This is a genomic window from Pararhizobium qamdonense, assembly GCF_029277445.1.
Classification (GTDB): Bacteria; Pseudomonadota; Alphaproteobacteria; order Rhizobiales; family Rhizobiaceae; genus Pararhizobium; species Pararhizobium qamdonense.
This window is the reverse complement of the sequence record NZ_CP119566.1, coordinates 352729-369334: the sequence shown is the minus strand read 5'-3', so window position 1 is coordinate 369334 and position 16606 is coordinate 352729. Positions and strand designations below refer to the sequence as shown.

Genomic DNA, 16606 nt, shown 5'->3' with positions numbered 1-16606 from the left:
GGTTTCTGAGCAATTTTTTGGGCTTGAGCATCAATGCCGGAAATGGCGCATGCCCGTGAACACCATGGCCACCCCGGCCTCGTCGGCGGCGGCGATGACCTCCGGGTCGCGCATCGAGCCGCCCGGCTGGATGACGGCGGTGGCGCCGGCGGCGATCATCGACAACAGGCCGTCGGCGAAGGGCAGGAAGGCTTCGGATGCCACAGCCGAACCGCGTGTCAGCGGCGCAGGCAGGCCGAGAGCCTTGGCGGCTTCTTCGGCTTTTAGCGCCGCGATGCGGGCGGAATCGACCCGGCTCATCTGGCCTGCGCCGATGCCCACGGTTTGGCCATCCTTGGCATAGACGACAGCGTTCGACTTCACATGTTTGGCCACCTTGAAGGCGAATTTCATGTCTTCCAGCTCCTGCGCCGTCGGTGCACGCTTGGTGACGACCTTCAGCTCGAGATCTTCCACCATGCCATTATCGCGCGTCTGCACAAGCAGGCCGCCGGCAACGGTCTTTGCCGTCAGGCCGGGTATGCGCGGATCAGGCAGGGCGCCGGTGATCAGGAGGCGCAGGTTGGGCTTGGCGGCGATGACCACCTTGGCGACATCGCTGACCGAGGGGGCGATAATGACTTCGGTGAACAGCTTGACGATTTCTTCCGCGGTTGCGCCATCCAACTCCTGATTGAGCGCGATGATGCCGCCGAAAGCCGAGGTGGAATCGCAGGCAAGCGCCCGTTCATAGGCTTGCAGCAGGGTGGCGCCGGTTGCTACGCCGCAGGGGTTGGCATGCTTGATGATGGCGACAGCCGGGGATTTATCGGCCGGAAATTCGGCAACCAGCTCGAAGGCGGCATCCGTATCGTTGATATTGTTGTAGGAAAGCTGCTTGCCCTGCAGAAGGGTCGCGGTCGCGACGCCCGGGCGGTTCTCACCGGTGACGTAGAATCCGGCTTTCTGATGTGGATTTTCGCCGTAGCGCATTTCTTCCTTCAGCACCCCACCGATGGTGCGGTGAAGCGGCATCGGCGTATTCAGCACCTCGGCGAACCAGCCGGAAATGGCGGTGTCATAGGCGGCAGTACGCGCATAGGCTTTGGCGGCCATTGTCTGGCGGAACTGGAACGACGTGGCGGCACCGGTGCCAAGCTCTGCCAGAAGCCCGGAATAATCGGAGGCATCGGTGATGACGGTGACATAGGCGTGGTTCTTGGCCGAGGCGCGGATCATGGCCGGGCCTCCAATGTCGATATTTTCCACCGTCGTCGGGTAATCGCCGCCCTTGGCGCGCACATCCTCGAACGGATAAAGATTGATAACGGCGAGATCGATACCGGTAATGCCATGTGTGGTCATCGCCTGAACATGGTCTTCGTCGTCACGGATCGCCAGAAGGCCGCCATGCACGCCCGGATGCAGCGTTTTCACCCGGCCATCCATCACTTCGGGAAAGCCGGTGAGCTCTGACACGTCGGTCACCGGAAGGCCGGCGTCGGCCAGCGCCTTGTGCGTGCCGCCGGTCGAGACCAGGTGCACGCCCTTATCATGCAGCGCGCGGGCGAGATCGACGATGCCGGTCTTGTCGGAAACGGAGAGAAGGGCGGTACGGACCGTGACATGGTCCGGGGCGGGAATCTTCTTGGAGGCGACAGCCATCATCAAGCTCCTTGGTAGGCGCCGGATATCGGGAGGGTCTTCCGGCAAATGTCCGCCTGCCGTTAACACAGCTTTCTGCCTGAAGAAACCGCAGTCACGGCAATCAATGCGCTGACGGGACCATTGTCACCCTTCGCGGGAAAAAATCCACTGGATTTCCGGCTGTGAAGCCACCGCGAAGGTGACCGTCAGCTGCGACGACTTGCGCAAGCCTGAGGGGTCGGCAAAGAAAATGTCTTCCTCAACCGCGACTTCGCCGTCGCGGCAAGTAAACAGCCAGACTTCACCATCCGGAGCGCTCAAATAGACTTCATGGGCGCTGTGCTGGCGGATCGTAATCGAGGGATGAATATGAAACCGCGCAATAGCGACGGCGCTATGGGTCTGCGCCGGTTCCGAGCCATCCGGGTGAAACAGCCGGTCTCGGCCGCGAACGGCATTGGCCTGGCCGTTAATGCCAATATCGCGCTCATGCACAAGGCCGAAGGCCTGCGCGTAGCCATCATGGCTGGCGATGACGGCATCTGGCTGGCCGGCCCGCTCTTCGCGGCGGACATTCACCTTGGAGACGCCGCCGGTGACGATCGGACCGAGAAAACCGGATTGCGACAGGCGCGACGACGAACGGTCATTGATCGTCACGGTCGAATGGGCCGCAGTCGAACGCGCCATCTGGCGGAATCGTTCGCCGGCAAACTTTGGCGATCCGGAATTGATGACAAATCGATGGCGGCCCGACGACATTTCAAACGACAGGCAGCCGGCATGCGCCGTACGCGACAATTCCGGCGATAGCGGCTTGCCGGTATCCATGATGACGACGACATTGTTATGCGCCAACCGCTCATACTGAAGATGCGGTAGCGCCTTGAAAGCCGCGCCGGCGGTTTCGTCATAGCGCAGGACGGCCATCAGCTCGTTCGCCAGCGTAGACGTGGCGCCATTGAACAGGGCAAGTTCGCCACCCTCATGCCGGAAGAAGCGCAACGCCGGATACATGCGGTCGATACAGGGAATCAGCTTTGCCGGCACCTCATGGCCAAGATTGACGTAGGTTTGGCGCAGCGGCAAAAGGTCGATGAGCAATTCCAGGCCCGTGCGCGGATTGCGCGAGCTGTGGCCGCCATCCGGCAAAATTTGCCGGTCAAGCTCCACGTCGAGATTGCGGGCAGCCTTGCGGATCGTCGCTTCGGATGCGGGCATGGCAACCGAGGCCATGGCGAGCGCGATACGGGCGCGCAGGCGCGCCTCGCCGTCGCAGGTCGTGTCGGTGATATGGCGCAGATAGCGCACCTGGAAGGCGAGGCTTTTCAAGAAGCGCCGGTAAAACGGATGTTCGGCATTGCGCAGGATGATCGGCGAGTGCGAAAGCCAGGCGATGAGGCGCTGCGAAATGATATCCGCATCCCAGGCAATGCCGCCGATATAGCGGCCATGCGTGACGATCCAGTCATTGACGATATGGCGCAGATGCGCAAACGCATCGTCGTCCTTGACCGTACGCATATGCCGGACCCAACCGAAGGAATGCAAGCGGACGGCGAATTCGTGCGATGGCAAATCCATTTCGAACGGGGATTCGCCTTCCACGTCCAGCACACGGCCGGCCAGAGGGAAGCGGCCCTGCAGGATTTCCTGTGCCACGAAGGGATCAATGGCGCGCAGATCCGTCGGCGCGACGATCAGGCGGTCCGGTGTCGTTCCGGTAAAGCGGAATGCGGTGTTGCGGCCCAAGGCAAGCCTGCGCGAGAACCGCCGCCAGCCCTCACGCGCATACAGATATAGAAGCCTTTGCCGGTCTGAAATCTGCATTTTCGACGCCTGCGCGTCTCCCTACTCCCGGACTAGCCTCAAACGGCGCTGAAAAACCGGAATGACTGCTGTCCGTACCAGATACTGCCAGGACGACGATCGTGCCTGAAAAATCGTTAAACTTTTATGGATCGCACCCCTCTTGTTTAGGCAAAGGCTTGACGAGCGTCAATTGACGCCCGTCATGCGGCTGTTGACAGAGGTGTCGCTAAATCTTGCGCAGGACGACGGCATAAAAACCGTCCAAGCCGCCCGCAAACCCATCCTGTGGATCGATCATGGCCGGCGTGGTGCGGAATTCTCCAAGCGGGGTCACTGCTTTTTCAAGACCTGGCCAATCGGACAGACGGATCGCCACCCGTTCGCAATCGCCATCGGCCAAGACACGCGCGGTGACATCCTCACCTTCGCGCGTATCGAGCGAGCAATTGGAAAAGACCACGAGACCGCCGGGTTTGACCAGTGTCAGCGCATGCCGCAGCAGCTTTTCCTGGAGGACAGCCAGCTTTTCGATATCCTCCGGCCCCTTGGTCCAAAGCACATCCGGATGACGGCGGATCGTGCCGGTCGAGGAACAGGGCGCATCAAGAAGCGCGGCATCGAACAGCTCGCCGGTGCGGAAATCGGCCATGTTGATTTCCTGGGTCGCGGCTTCCAGTCCCAAGCGGGCCAGATTGCCCTGCAGGCGCTTGAGGCGGCTCGCCGATTGGTCGAGTGCGGTGACGTCAGCGCCGGCCAGAATGAGCTGGGCCGTCTTGCCGCCGGGTGCGGCGCAAAGATCGACGACACGCTTGCCTGCAAGATCACCGAAAAGCTTGGCGGGCAGCGCTGCGGCGGCATCCTGCACCCACCATTCGCCATCCTCGAAGCCCTCGAGCGATGGCACCGAGCCGGAAAACCCGGCCAGCCGCACCGAGCCGGTCGGCAGCAGACGGCCATTCAGCTTCTCAGCCCAGCCCTGCGCATCGGATTTCACCGTCAGGTCGATTGCTGCAGGCGTCAATAACGCATCGGCAATACGTGCCGCCTCGTCCGCACCATAATAAGTCACCAGGCGCTTATGGAACCAGGCTGGAATTGCCGGGATCTTTTTGCCGACATTTTCCAGCAGATCCTGCTTTTCGCGAGACATGCGGCGCAGCACGGCATTGACGAGACTGGCAAAGCGCTTGTTGCGGGGATCGATCTGCGCCTGCTCGACCGCAAGATCGACGGCGGAATGATCAGGAATATCGAGATAGAGGATTTGCGCCGCAGCAACAGTCAGAACATGATCAAGCGCGCGGGCACCCTCCGGCAGCGGATTCTGCAACAGTGAGCCGATCATCGCTTCGATGCGCGGCAATTGCCGCAGCGCCGAATTGAGAATGGCCCGGACAAGCGCGCGGTCGGCTTCATTCAGTTCGCGATAGACCGGATTGCCATTGCCGGCATCCAGCATGCCATCCAGCGACGTCTTGCGGTCAACGACGGCTGCCAACATCTTGGCAGCCGCCTGCCGCGCCCGGATTCCCGGCTTGTCGCTGCGCTCGAAGGCCGGATTTTCAGCACTCTGGCCGCGTAAACGGGCAGGGCGGTTATTTCGTTTCGGATGTGAATCAGTTTTAGGATCGTCAGACGTCAAGACCAGGGACCTTTTTTCGGTGGTTCGGAACCACCGCGACCCCAGCCTGTCGGCGGCACGGAGCGCGATTTGCGCACGGGAGTATCAGCAGTGACCGGCGGCGTCGAGACCGGCTGCATCTCCTGGGCTATCTGCTGCAGCGCCGCGATGCGGTTTTCCGTTGCCGGATGCGTGGAGAATAGATTATCCATGCGCTCGCCCGACAACGGATTGATGATAAACATATGCGCTGTCGCCGGATTGCGCTCGGCCTGATCATTCGGCACCTGATGGGCGAAATTCGAAATCTTGGCCAGTGCCGAGGCCAGAGCCAAAGGCTTGCCGCAGATTTCCGCGCCGCGCCGGTCGGCCGAATATTCCCGCGTGCGGCTGACCGCCATCTGCACGATCGCTGCCGCCAGGGGTGCAACGATCATGGCTACAATGACGCCGATGAACCCCAGCGGATTGTTGTTTTCACGATTGCCGCCAAAGAAGAAGGCGAAATTACCGAGCATGGAGATCGCACCGGCCAGCGTTGCCGTCAGCGTCATGGTGAGCGTGTCGCGGTTCTGAACATGCGCCAGTTCATGCGCCATGACGCCTGCGACTTCATCATACGACAGCGCATTGAGGAGACCGGTCGATGCCGCCACCGCAGCATTTTCGGGGTTACGTCCTGTTGCAAAAGCGTTCGGCTGCGGATTATCGATGACGTAAACCTTGGGCATGGGAAGCCCCGCATTGGCGGCCAGGTCACGCACGATGCCGTAATATTCCGGCGCCGTGCGCGCATCGACTTCCTGCGCGCGGTACATGCGCAGGACCATGTTGTCGGAATTCCAGTAGGAAAAGAAATTCATGCCGGCGGCAATGACGAGCGCGATCATCATGCCGCCCTTGCCGCCAATGAGAAAGCCGACCGCCATGAACAATGCGGTCATAAAGGCCAGAAGCATCGCGGTGCGCATCAGGTTCATCAGTCACGTCTCCAAAGTTTGCCGATGTTTCACGTGAATCACGGTTTCGCTTCAACAAAGATTTCCTATATGATGGGGACATTAGGCGCATTCTTCAACGTGTTCGCGGAAATTCGCATGCAAAACGATAATGACAATTTACCGGTTGAGCCGCGCAGGCCTCTTTCTCCAGCCGCCAAGCGGGCGCTCGCCGAAGCGGAAGAACGCCGCAAGGCGCAAAAGCCGGTTGAACTGCCGGAAGAACTGGGTGGACGCGGCGGCGCCGAACCATCCCGCTTTGGCGACTGGGAAATTAACGGCCGGGCTATCGATTTCTAAGGAAATAATTCCTGTTGATCCGGATGGATGAACGGTATATTTTCCTATTATGATCTATCGGCTCATTCCACTTCTTGCTGCCGCTCTTCCCGTTCTTCTGGCGGCAGTGTCTTCGCATGCGTCAGAATCTGGCGGAAAAATCGATATTGTGGGCCCTGTGGCCGCAGAGGTCATCCGGGTCGTCGATGGCGATACGATCCTGGTCGCGGCAAAACCCTGGCCGCAACAGACCATGGAGGTCTATGTGCGACTGCGCGGCATCGATGCTCCAGAGCTGAGATCGGCCTGTTTAGCCACCCGAGACGCTGGACGGCAGGCACGGGACGCGCTTGCAAGTCTGACAGTTGGCCAAGGTCCAATCCAGTTGACGCATATTTCCGGCGATAAATATTTTGGCAGGGTCGTCGCAGATATGCACCTTTCCGATGGGCGGAATCCGGCTCAGGAAATGTTATCAGCTGGATATGTCACGCCTTATGATGGCGGACGCAAAGCGAAAACCTGTTCGGCCAGCTGGTGAAAGCCGCTGATGCAATTTTGAGGTGCCGCCGGTTGGTTGACACCACGATACGCCCTCTGCATGGCTTTCGGTATGGGGAGTACTCGATATCGCATCGTTATTGTTGGCTTGAGTCTGATTCTGACAAATGTCGGCGCGGTTCATTCCATGCCACCAAACGTCGCTTATCAAACCGCAGGTAACGTGCATCGAATTGCGGCGCGGACCTGCAAACAAGTCGTGTCCTGCGAGGACGCTGTAGCGCTGTGGTGCAGCGGTTACCGGCGCGCAGATGCTGACGATGACGGTATTCCCTGTGAAAACATCTGCAATTCCCGTAAACAGGTGGACGATATTCGCAAGCAGGTCGATTGCTGAGCCATTTCCTTAGCCGGAAACGGCTCAGCGCACCGTCTTACTTCTTGTTCTGCCGGTTGGCGATCAGGTCATCGACAACAGCGGGATCGGCGAGTGTCGAGGTATCGCCGAGCGAACTAAAATCGTCTTCCGCGATCTTGCGCAGGATGCGGCGCATGATCTTACCGGAGCGAGTTTTTGGCAGGCCAGGGGCGAACTGGATCTTGTCGGGCGAGGCAATGGCGCCGATTTCCTTTCGGACATGGGTAATCAGTGCTTTGCGCAGTTCATCCGAACCGGTCTGGCCGACCATCAGCGTCACGTAGCAATAGATACCCTGGCCTTTGATGTCATGGGGATAGCCGACGACGGCGGCTTCCGACACCGAATCATGGCTGACAAGCGCCGATTCGACTTCCGCCGTGCCCATGCGGTGGCCAGAAACGTTGAGGACGTCATCGACACGGCCAGTGATCCAGTAATAGCCATCCTCGTCGCGGCGGCAGCCGTCACCGGTGAAATATTTGCCTTTGTAGGTAGCGAAATAGGTCTGGATGAAGCGCTCGTGATCGCCATAGACGGTACGCATCTGGCCGGGCCAGCTGTCGGTAATGCAGAGATTGCCGTCCGCAGCGCCCTCGATCACTGTGCCTTCGCCATCGACCAGTTGCGGCTGCACGCCGAAGAAGGGGCGGGTGGCCGAGCCCGGCTTCAGCGCCGTGGCGCCCGGTAAGGGCGTGATCAGGATGCCGCCGGTTTCCGTCTGCCACCAGGTATCGACCACAGGGCAGCGGCCATCGCCGACCACGTGATAATACCATTCCCAGGCTTCCGGATTGATTGGCTCGCCAACGGAGCCGAGCGTGCGCAGCGAGGAGCGCTTGGACCGCGTGACGAAGGCATCGCCCTGGCCCATCAGCGCCCGGATGGCTGTGGGTGCGGTATAGAAGATATTGACCTGATGCTTATCGACCACGTCCCAAAGACGGCCGGCATCCGGATAGGTCGGCACACCCTCGAACATCAGCGTTGTTGCGCCATTGGCAAGCGGACCGTAGACGATATAGGAATGGCCGGTGACCCAGCCGACATCGGCCGTGCACCAATAGATATCGCCCTCGTGATAATCGAAGACATATTGATGCGTCATTGAGGCATAGACGAGATAGCCGCCAGTCGTATGCAGCACGCCCTTCGGCTTTCCGGTCGACCCCGACGTGTAGAGAATGAACAGCGGGTCTTCGGCCTTCATCTGCGCCGGCGGACAATCGGCTTCCACATTGGCAACGGCCTGATGGTACCAGACGTCGCGCTCGGCAAACCAGGCGATCTTGCCGGCCGTGCGGCGAACGACAATCACGGACTTGACATCGACACCGCCGCGGGCTGCGATTTCGATCGCCTGGTCGGTATTGGCCTTCAAAGGAATGGGCTTGCCGCCGCGCAGGCCTTCATCGGCCGTGATGACGACGGTGGATTCGCAATCGACGATACGCCCGGCCAGCGCATCCGGCGAAAAGCCGCCGAACACGATGGAATGCACCGCGCCGATCCGGGTACAGGCCAGCATCGCATACGCCGCTTCCGGGATCATCGGCATATAGATGGTGACGCGATCGCCCTGCTTGACACCATTCTGTTTCAGCACATTGGCGAGGCGGCAGACATGCTCATACAGCTCGCGATAGGTGATCGTCTTGTCGTCATAGGGATTGTCGCCTTCCCAGATGATCGCCACCTGGTCGCCGCGCTTTTCAAGATGCCGATCAATGCAATTGTAGGAAACGTTAGTGATGCCGTCCTCGAACCATTTGATCGAGACATCGCCCTCAAAGGATGTGTTTTTGACCTTGGTATAGGGCGTAAACCAGTCAATGCGCTTGCCATGCTCGCCCCAGAACGCCTCCGGATCGGCAACGCTTTGCTTATACCAGGCCTGGTAGGTCGCATCGTCGATCAAAGCCCGGTCGCGGGCGGATTCCAGGATCGGATAGGTTTTGGCAGACATGATGATTTCCTCCCTGCGCAGGCAGTTTCAGGCGGCACATCTCCTCATGCTCGCCCGCTTCGGGCGCCATACATATCAGGTCAAAGCACGGCGTCCATTAGACAAAAGGTCATTTCTTCAAGAAGAATTGCATTTCTGAGACGACGAGGGTATAGAGGCGCTAATTTCCCGGAAATTAAGTGGTTACACCCCACGGCCCGCGACACCGGCGCGGACGGACAGAAGGACTATACCCATGGCTCAACAACTGCTTATGCCCAAAGCGACGGCCGTATGGCTTGTTGACAACACTGCTCTGTCGTTCGAACAGATCGCCACGTTCTGCAAGCTGCACCCGCTTGAGGTCAAGGCAATCGCCGACGGTGAATCCGCCCAGGGCATCAAGGGCCTCGACCCAATCGCCACCGGCCAGCTGTCGCGCGACGAGATCGCCCGCGCCGAAGGCAACCCGAACCACAAGCTGAAGATTTCCGAGCCGAAAGTTCGCGTTCCCGACAACAAGCGCAAGGGCCCGCGCTATACCCCGGTTTCCAAGCGCCAAGATCGCCCCAACGCCATCTTGTGGCTGGTGCGCAATCATGCCGAACTGAAGGATGCCCAGATCTCGCGTCTCGTCGGCACGACCAAGTCGACGATCGAGCAGATCCGCGAGCGCACCCACTGGAATTCGACCAACCTGACGGCGATGGACCCGGTCACGCTGGGTCTCTGCACGCAGATCGATCTCGACTTGGAAGTCGAACGCGCCAACAAGGGCCGCCCGCTCCCAACCGCAGCCGAACTCGGCGCCACGCTGGAAGCCTCGAAGGAAACGGAAAAGCTGCCGTTCTCCTACGATCGCGAAGAGGAAAAAGAGATCGACGCCGACGCCGTCTTCTCCAAGCTCAAGGCCCTCAAGTCCGATCGCAAGGACGAGGACGAAGACGAAGCCTTCTGATTGGCAGCACGCCGTTTTTGACGGCAAACCGAGAAATTGGAAATTCGCCGGGAGCCTAACCACACACTCCGGTCATCCTCGCCCTTGAGGCGAGGATCCAGGGCCCCGATGTCTGTTGGTTCAAAAAGTCCTTCAGCCCCCAGACTTGGGGCCGCTTTGTTGTCGTGACAAGCGCGGAGATGACTGGACATCAGGATCGGTTTTTTTGTCCGTTCAGTGTCCGTTTTCTGGATCCTCGCCTCAAGGGCGAGGATGACGGTAAGTGAGGGTCGCGGCTCCCAAAAATAAACTCTGTAAATTTCCAAACGTTATAATCCGGGTCGTCCGATCCCCAATATCATATATTGTTACCGCAGAAACTTTGCCAGACTCCGGCTAAGAAGTCCTGGTTCTACACGCCGATACCGCGTGCATTCAGGGCTGCGGTGATTTCCTCCAGGACTGCCGGATCATCGATTGTCGCCGGCATTTTCCAAACCTCGCGGTCAGCGATCTTCTGCATCGTGCCGCGTAGAATCTTGCCGGAGCGCGTCTTCGGTAGCCGCTTGACGCAGATGGCCGTCTTGAATGCGGCGACGGGACCGATGCGGTCGCGCACCAGTCCCACAACCTCTCTCTCGATATCGGCTGTTTCACGGGAAACATTGGCATTGATGACAAGGAAGCCAGCGGGGACCTGACCCTTGATCGGATCGGCAATGCCGATAACAGCGCATTCGGCGACGTCGGCATGGCCAGCGCAGATTTCCTCCATCGCGCCGGTGGACAGGCGATGGCCGGCGACATTGATGATATCGTCGGTGCGCGACATGATGAAGATATAGCCGTCCTCGTCAATATAGCCGGCGTCAGCGGTCCGATAAAAGCCTGGGAACTCGGCAAGGCAGGTGTCGCGAAAGCGCTGGTCGGCCTTCCAGAATGTCGGCAGGCAGCCTGGCGGCATCGGCAGCTTGATGACGACATTGCCAAGCGTTCCGGCCGGTACCCGATGGCCGGCATCATCGAGAACCTGAACATCATATCCGGGCAGGGGAACAGCCGCCGAGCCGTATTTGACCGGTAGGAGACCGAGCCCGATCGGGTTTCCGGCAACCGGCCAGCCGGTTTCCGTCTGCCACCAATTATCGATGACGGGAACGCCAAGCTTTTCTTCCGCCCAGATGACGGTATCGGGATCGGCACGCTCGCCGGCAAGAAACAGCGCTCTGAAATTTTGCAGATCATGACGGCGGATAAGGTCGCCCTGCGGATCCTCCTTGCGGATGGCACGAAAGGCCGTTGGGGCGGTAAACAGCGTGGTGACGCCGTGCTCCTCGATCACCCGCCAATAGGCGCCGGCATCCGGCGTGCCGACCGGCTTTCCCTCATAAAGCACTGCCGTGCTGCCGTTCAGCAGCGGGCCATAGACGATGTAGCAATGCCCAACCACCCAGCCAATATCGGAGGCGGCCCAAAAGACTTCGCCCGGCTTGATGCCGAAGAAATGCTGCATCGACCAGACAAGCGCGACCATATGGCCACCATTATCGCGCACCACGCCTTTCGGCTGGCCGGTGGTTCCCGACGTGTAGAGAATGTAGAGCGGATCGGTCGCCAAGACCGGGGTACAGGGGATATCAACGCCCCGCTCTTTTGCCGCAGCAACGGCTGTGGCGAAATCGATATCCCGGACAGCAAACAGATCGGCCTTCAACGCCTGCCGCTGGAAAACAAGGCAGTGAGCCGGCTTATGCGGACTGATCTCGATGGCAGCGTCGAGCAAGGGTTTATAGGCGATGGTTTTTCCGGCTTCGATACCGCAACTCGCCGACACGACCAGCTTGGCTTCGCTATCGGTGATGCGAGTTGCCAGTTCGCTTGCTGCAAAGCCTCCGAACACCACGGAGTGAACGGCGCCGATGCGGGCAGCAGCCAACATCGCGAACACGGCCTGCGGAATCATTGGCATATAGATGATGATCCGGTCGCCCTTTGCGACGCCGAGATCCTGATAGACCGACGACAGCGCGACGACCTCGTCCAAGATGGCGCGGTATGTCCAATGCTCGATCGTGCCGGTGACGGGGCTGTCATAGATCAGGGCAGTCTGATCACCGAGCCCTCGGGCCACTTGGCGATCCAAGCAATTGAAACAGGTATTGGTTTCGCCGCCTGGAAACCAGCGCCCGTAAACGCCCTGGGCGGGATCAAAAACCTGATCGAATGGCCGGAACCAGTCGATCTCCCGGGACGCTTCAGCCCAGAAAGCTTCCGGGTCCTGTTTCCACGCAGCATAAACGCCGGAATAGCTGCTCGCCATTGCCGTCTCCTCCACTCCATACCGGGCGAACCCAGCCTCCAGAGAGAACAATAGGAGATTGAAGAGGCGCGGAGAAGCCAGACGAAAGGGTTAGAGTTTCCGGGGACCTGAACAGATCAGCGCGTTCCAAAAATTGCCGAGCCAACACGCACGCTGGTGGCGCCAAACTGCACGGCCGTCTCGAAATCACCGGACATGCCCATGGAGAGCTTATCCAGGCCGCAACGTTCGGCAAGCTTGGCGAGCAGCGCAAAATGCGGACCGGGATTTTCATCTGCCGGGGGAATGCACATCAATCCCTCCACGGCAATACCAATCGTTTCTTGGCACAGCGTGACGAAGGCCACGGTCTCATCCGGGTCAATACCCGCCTTTTGCGGCTCTAGCCCGGTATTGACCTGAACGTAGAGGCGAACCGGCTTGTCCTGGCGGGCAATTTCAGCCGCAACCGCACGCGCAATCTTCTCACGGTCGATCGTCTCGATCACATCGAACAGCGCCACAGCATCTGCCGCCTTGTTGGATTGCAGGGGCCCGATCAGATGAAGCTCGATGCCAGCCGTTTCCGCCTGCAGCGCAGGCCATTTGCCCTGCGCTTCCTGCACACGGTTCTCGCCGAAGATCCGCTGTCCGGCAGCAATGACCGGACGGATGGGATCAGCTTCGAAGGTCTTGGAAACGGCGATGAGCGAGGCGGCGCCTTTCGGGCGACCCGCAGCGTCTTCTGCGTCGCGAATCCGGCTCAGGACATCGTTCAACCGTTCTTCCACGCTCATTGCCATCATCTCCATCACATTCAGGCTTGCAGGGCGCAATAGTCAAACTGAACCGGACTGCCAAGCCGTAATCGCGCAACGCCGGTCAAATGGCTCAAAGTTTTGCCCCAAAGCCTTCCAAAACTTGACGCTACGCTTGTTTCATGGTGAAGGTCACGCCAAATATCCAGGGGACTGATTTCCCCTCGCCCAATTTCCGGAACATCAATCACATGGCTACCGAACGTTACAATCCGCGCGATTCCGAACCCCGCTGGCAGCAGGAATGGGACCAGAAGCACGTCTTCCTCACGGACAATGACGACCCGCGCGAAAAATATTACGTGCTCGAGATGTTTCCCTATCCGTCGGGCCGGATCCATATGGGCCATGTCCGCAACTATGCCATGGGCGACGTCGTGGCGCGTTACAAGCGCGCCCGCGGCTATAATGTCCTGCATCCGATGGGCTGGGACGCGTTCGGCATGCCGGCCGAAAACGCCGCCATGGAACGTGGCGTGCATCCGGCCGCCTGGACCTATCAGAACATCGCCTCGATGAAGGCGCAGCTGAAGGTGATGGGTCTGTCGCTTGACTGGTCGCGCGAATTTGCCACCTGCGATGTCGAATATTACCAGCATCAGCAGCACCTGTTCCTGGATTTCCTGGAAAAAGGCCTGGTCTACCGCAAGCAGTCGAAGGTCAATTGGGACCCGGTCGATAACACGGTTCTTGCCAATGAACAGGTGATCGACGGACGCGGCTGGCGCTCCGGTGCGCTGGTCGAACAGCGCGAACTGACGCAATGGTTCTTCCGCATTACTGACTTCAACCAGGATCTGCTCGATTCGCTCGACACGCTGGATCAGTGGCCGGAAAAGGTCCGCCTGATGCAGAAGAACTGGATCGGCCGCTCCGAAGGCCTGACGATCCTCTGGGAAATCGTTCCGGGTACCGGCGCTGCCGACGCGACCGAGGTCGCTGTCTACACGACCCGCCCAGACACGCTGTTTGGCGCCTCGTTCCTGGCGATCGCCGCCGATCATCCGCTCGCCCGCCAGGCGGCTGCGGGTAACCCAGAAATCGAAACCTTCTGCGAGGAAACCCGCCGGGCCGGCACATCGCTGGCGGCGCTGGAAACGGCTGAGAAAAAGGGCATCGATACGGGTATCCGCGTCAAGCATCCGTTGGACCCGAGCTGGGAGCTGCCTGTTTACGTCGCCAATTTCGTGCTGATGGATTATGGCACCGGTGCGATCTTCGGCTGCCCCTCCGGCGACCAGCGCGACCTCGATTTCGCCCGCAAATACGGCCTGCCGGCCATTGCCGTGGTGATGCCGAAGGATGGTGATGCCGCGAGCTTTACCATTGGCGACGAAGCCTATACCGGCGACGGCGTGATGATCAATTCGCGCCATCTTGACGGCCTGACGATCGAAGAAGCTTTTGAGAAGGTTGCGACAACGCTGGAGCAGGCCTCGATCGGCAATGCCCCGCAGGCCGAGCGCAAGGTCAATTTCCGTCTGCGCGACTGGGGTATTTCCCGCCAGCGCTATTGGGGCTGCCCGATCCCGGTTATCCATTGCGATGACTGTGGCGTCATTCCGGTTCCCAAAGCCGATCTGCCCGTCAAACTGCCTGATGACGTCACCTTCGACAAGCCGGGCAATCCGCTCGACCGCCACCCGACCTGGCGTCACGTCTCCTGCCCGCAATGCGGCAAGGATGCCCGCCGCGAAACCGATACGATGGATACGTTCGTCGATTCCTCCTGGTACTTCGCACGGTTTACGGCACCCTGGGAAAACAAGCCGACCAATCCGGCGGCAGTCGATCACTGGCTTCCTGTCGATCAGTATATTGGCGGTATCGAACACGCGATCCTGCATCTGCTTTATTCGCGCTTCTTTACCCGCGCCATGAAGGCGACTGGCCATGCCGGGCTGGACGAGCCTTTCAAGGGACTGTTTACGCAGGGCATGGTCGTGCACGAAACCTATAGCCGTGGCGAAGGCGCCCAGCGCGAATGGGTGACGCCGGCCGAAATCATCATCGTCGAGAACGACGGCAAGCGGCAGGCGAGCCTAATCGAAACCGGCGAACCCATCACCATCGGCTCGATCGAGAAAATGTCGAAGTCAAAGAAGAATGTTGTCGATCCCGACGATATCATCGCGTCCTATGGCGCCGATACCGCTCGCTTCTTCGTGCTTTCCGACTCTCCGCCCGATCGCGATGTGATCTGGTCGGAAGCCGGCGTCGAAGGCGCGCATCGGTTCGTCCAGCGCCTGTGGCGGCTGATCTCGGAAGCGTCCGATGCGCTGAAGGCAGTTGAGGCAAAGCCTGCCTCAGGCGGCTCGGCCCTTGCAATCTCGCAAGCCACGCACAAGACGCTGAAGGCTGTTCAGGCTGATTACGACAAGCTCGCCTTCAACAAGGCCGTGGCGCGGCTCTATGAGCTCGTCAACACGCTTGCTAACCCGCTGACGCAGGTTGCAGCCGGAACCGCGGACGCGGCCACGACCGCAGCCGTCAAGGATGCAGTATCGATCCTGATCAGCCTTGTTGCGCCGATGATGCCACATTTGGCCGAGCAATGCTGGCAGGAGATCGGTGGAGCAGGCCTGGTCGCGCAGACAGCGTGGCCGGTCTATTCGGAAGCGCTGGTCGCCGAGAACGAGGTGACCATGCCCGTTCAAATCAACGGCAAAAAGCGCGCCGATTTGACAATTGCGCGCGATGCGGATCAGACTGCAATCGAGAGCGCCGTTCTGGCGCTGGAGCCGGTCAAGACTGCCTTGAACGGACAAAGCCCGAAAAAGATCATCGTCGTGCCGCAGAGGATTGTGAATGTCGTTGTCTGAAAAAGCTCAGAGATACGCGCAGCTTGTGGCTTTCGGCACGCTTGCGGTGCTCGCCGGTTGCCAGATCAAGCCGCTTTATTCGGACGGCCCATCGGGCAAGCCCGCCAAGGCGCTGGCATCGATCGAGATTTCCGAAGCTGGCGACCGCGTTGAGCAGGAGGTGCGCAACGCCCTGATCTTCCTGACATCAGGGGGAGCAGGCGAGCCCAAGAACGCTCAATACAAGCTGGCTTTGAGCGTCACAAGCAGCATCAAGGGCGTTCTCTACGACCAGAACACCAATGACGACAACACCGATACTGCCGGTGCCGGCCGCGTCGTGGTTTCGGCCGATTATAACCTGACGCGGGCGGATACAGGCGAAACCGTTCGCTCCGGCAATCGCACCTCGGTCGCACTGGTCGATTTTCCGGAGCAGGAATTTGCCAAGGTTCGCGCCAGCCGCGATGGCGAAAAGCGGGCTGCCAAGGAACTGGCCGAGATCATCCGTGCCGATCTTGCCGCAGCGCTCGGCCGCTGAGCGGTTTGCG

The 16606-nt window shown here is 59.7% G+C and carries 13 protein-coding genes; 6 read left to right on the top strand and 7 right to left on the bottom strand.

Features of this window, described 5'->3' with window-relative positions; all coding sequences use genetic code 11:
- Positions 1-30 precede the first annotated feature (30 nt).
- The 4 genes from purH to htpX form a co-directional block, all read right to left on the bottom strand.
- A complete protein-coding gene (gene purH, locus PYR65_RS01825; protein WP_276119665.1) occupies positions 31-1644 on the bottom strand; it encodes a bifunctional phosphoribosylaminoimidazolecarboxamide formyltransferase/IMP cyclohydrolase in 1614 nt (537 codons plus the stop codon).
- A 126-nt stretch (positions 1645-1770) separates the two neighbouring features.
- Positions 1771-3456 (bottom strand): heparinase II/III family protein, encoded by a 1686-nt coding sequence (locus PYR65_RS01820; RefSeq protein ID WP_276119664.1) that lies wholly within the window; start codon positions 3454-3456, stop codon positions 1771-1773.
- A 208-nt stretch (positions 3457-3664) separates the two neighbouring features.
- The gene (locus PYR65_RS01815; RefSeq protein WP_276119663.1) at positions 3665-5080 is read right to left on the bottom strand and encodes an RsmB/NOP family class I SAM-dependent RNA methyltransferase; all 1416 of its coding nucleotides are present in this window, start codon (positions 5078-5080) and stop codon (positions 3665-3667) included.
- Positions 5077-6039, bottom strand: a complete 963-nt coding sequence (htpX, locus tag PYR65_RS01810; protein ID WP_276119662.1) for a zinc metalloprotease HtpX — start codon at positions 6037-6039, stop codon at positions 5077-5079. Before htpX ends, PYR65_RS01815 begins: the two co-directional genes overlap by 4 nt.
- A gap of 69 nt (positions 6040-6108) precedes the next feature.
- On the opposite strand from htpX, the gene PYR65_RS01805 reads away from it, so the two are divergent.
- Genes PYR65_RS01805 through PYR65_RS01795 form a run of 3 tightly spaced genes read left to right on the top strand, consistent with a single transcriptional unit; the run spans position 6109 to position 7234 of the window.
- Positions 6109-6357 (top strand): DUF1674 domain-containing protein, encoded by a 249-nt coding sequence (locus tag PYR65_RS01805; protein WP_276120936.1) that lies wholly within the window; start codon positions 6109-6111, stop codon positions 6355-6357.
- A gap of 49 nt (positions 6358-6406) precedes the next feature.
- Positions 6407-6877, top strand: coding sequence for a thermonuclease family protein (locus PYR65_RS01800; protein ID WP_276119661.1), 471 nt, complete (start codon positions 6407-6409; stop codon positions 6875-6877).
- 60 nt (positions 6878-6937) lie between these two features.
- A complete protein-coding gene (locus tag PYR65_RS01795; RefSeq protein ID WP_276119660.1) occupies positions 6938-7234 on the top strand; it encodes a calcium-binding protein in 297 nt (98 codons plus the stop codon).
- 37 nt (positions 7235-7271) lie between these two features.
- Here PYR65_RS01795 and acs read toward each other — a convergent pair whose 3' ends face one another.
- Positions 7272-9221, bottom strand: coding sequence for an acetate--CoA ligase (gene acs / locus PYR65_RS01790; RefSeq protein ID WP_276119658.1), 1950 nt, complete (start codon positions 9219-9221; stop codon positions 7272-7274).
- Positions 9222-9456: 235 nt separating this feature from the next.
- On the opposite strand from acs, the gene PYR65_RS01785 reads away from it, so the two are divergent.
- A complete protein-coding gene (locus tag PYR65_RS01785; protein WP_060640280.1) occupies positions 9457-10158 on the top strand; it encodes a DUF1013 domain-containing protein in 702 nt (233 codons plus the stop codon).
- A gap of 391 nt (positions 10159-10549) precedes the next feature.
- Here the strand turns inward: PYR65_RS01785 and PYR65_RS01780 are convergent, their stop codons facing one another.
- A complete protein-coding gene (locus PYR65_RS01780; protein WP_276119657.1) occupies positions 10550-12457 on the bottom strand; it encodes a propionyl-CoA synthetase in 1908 nt (635 codons plus the stop codon).
- Positions 12458-12573: 116 nt separating this feature from the next.
- Positions 12574-13233, bottom strand: coding sequence for a YggS family pyridoxal phosphate-dependent enzyme (locus PYR65_RS01775; RefSeq protein WP_276119656.1), 660 nt, complete (start codon positions 13231-13233; stop codon positions 12574-12576).
- 212 nt (positions 13234-13445) lie between these two features.
- Here PYR65_RS01775 and leuS point away from each other — a divergent pair, with 212 nt between their 5' ends.
- On the top strand, positions 13446-16076 hold the full coding sequence (gene leuS, locus PYR65_RS01770; RefSeq protein ID WP_276119655.1) for a leucine--tRNA ligase: 2631 nt from the start codon (positions 13446-13448) through the stop codon (positions 16074-16076).
- Positions 16063-16596, top strand: coding sequence for an LPS assembly lipoprotein LptE (gene lptE, locus PYR65_RS01765; protein ID WP_276119654.1), 534 nt, complete (start codon positions 16063-16065; stop codon positions 16594-16596). Before leuS ends, lptE begins: the two co-directional genes overlap by 14 nt.
- Positions 16597-16606 lie beyond the last annotated feature (10 nt).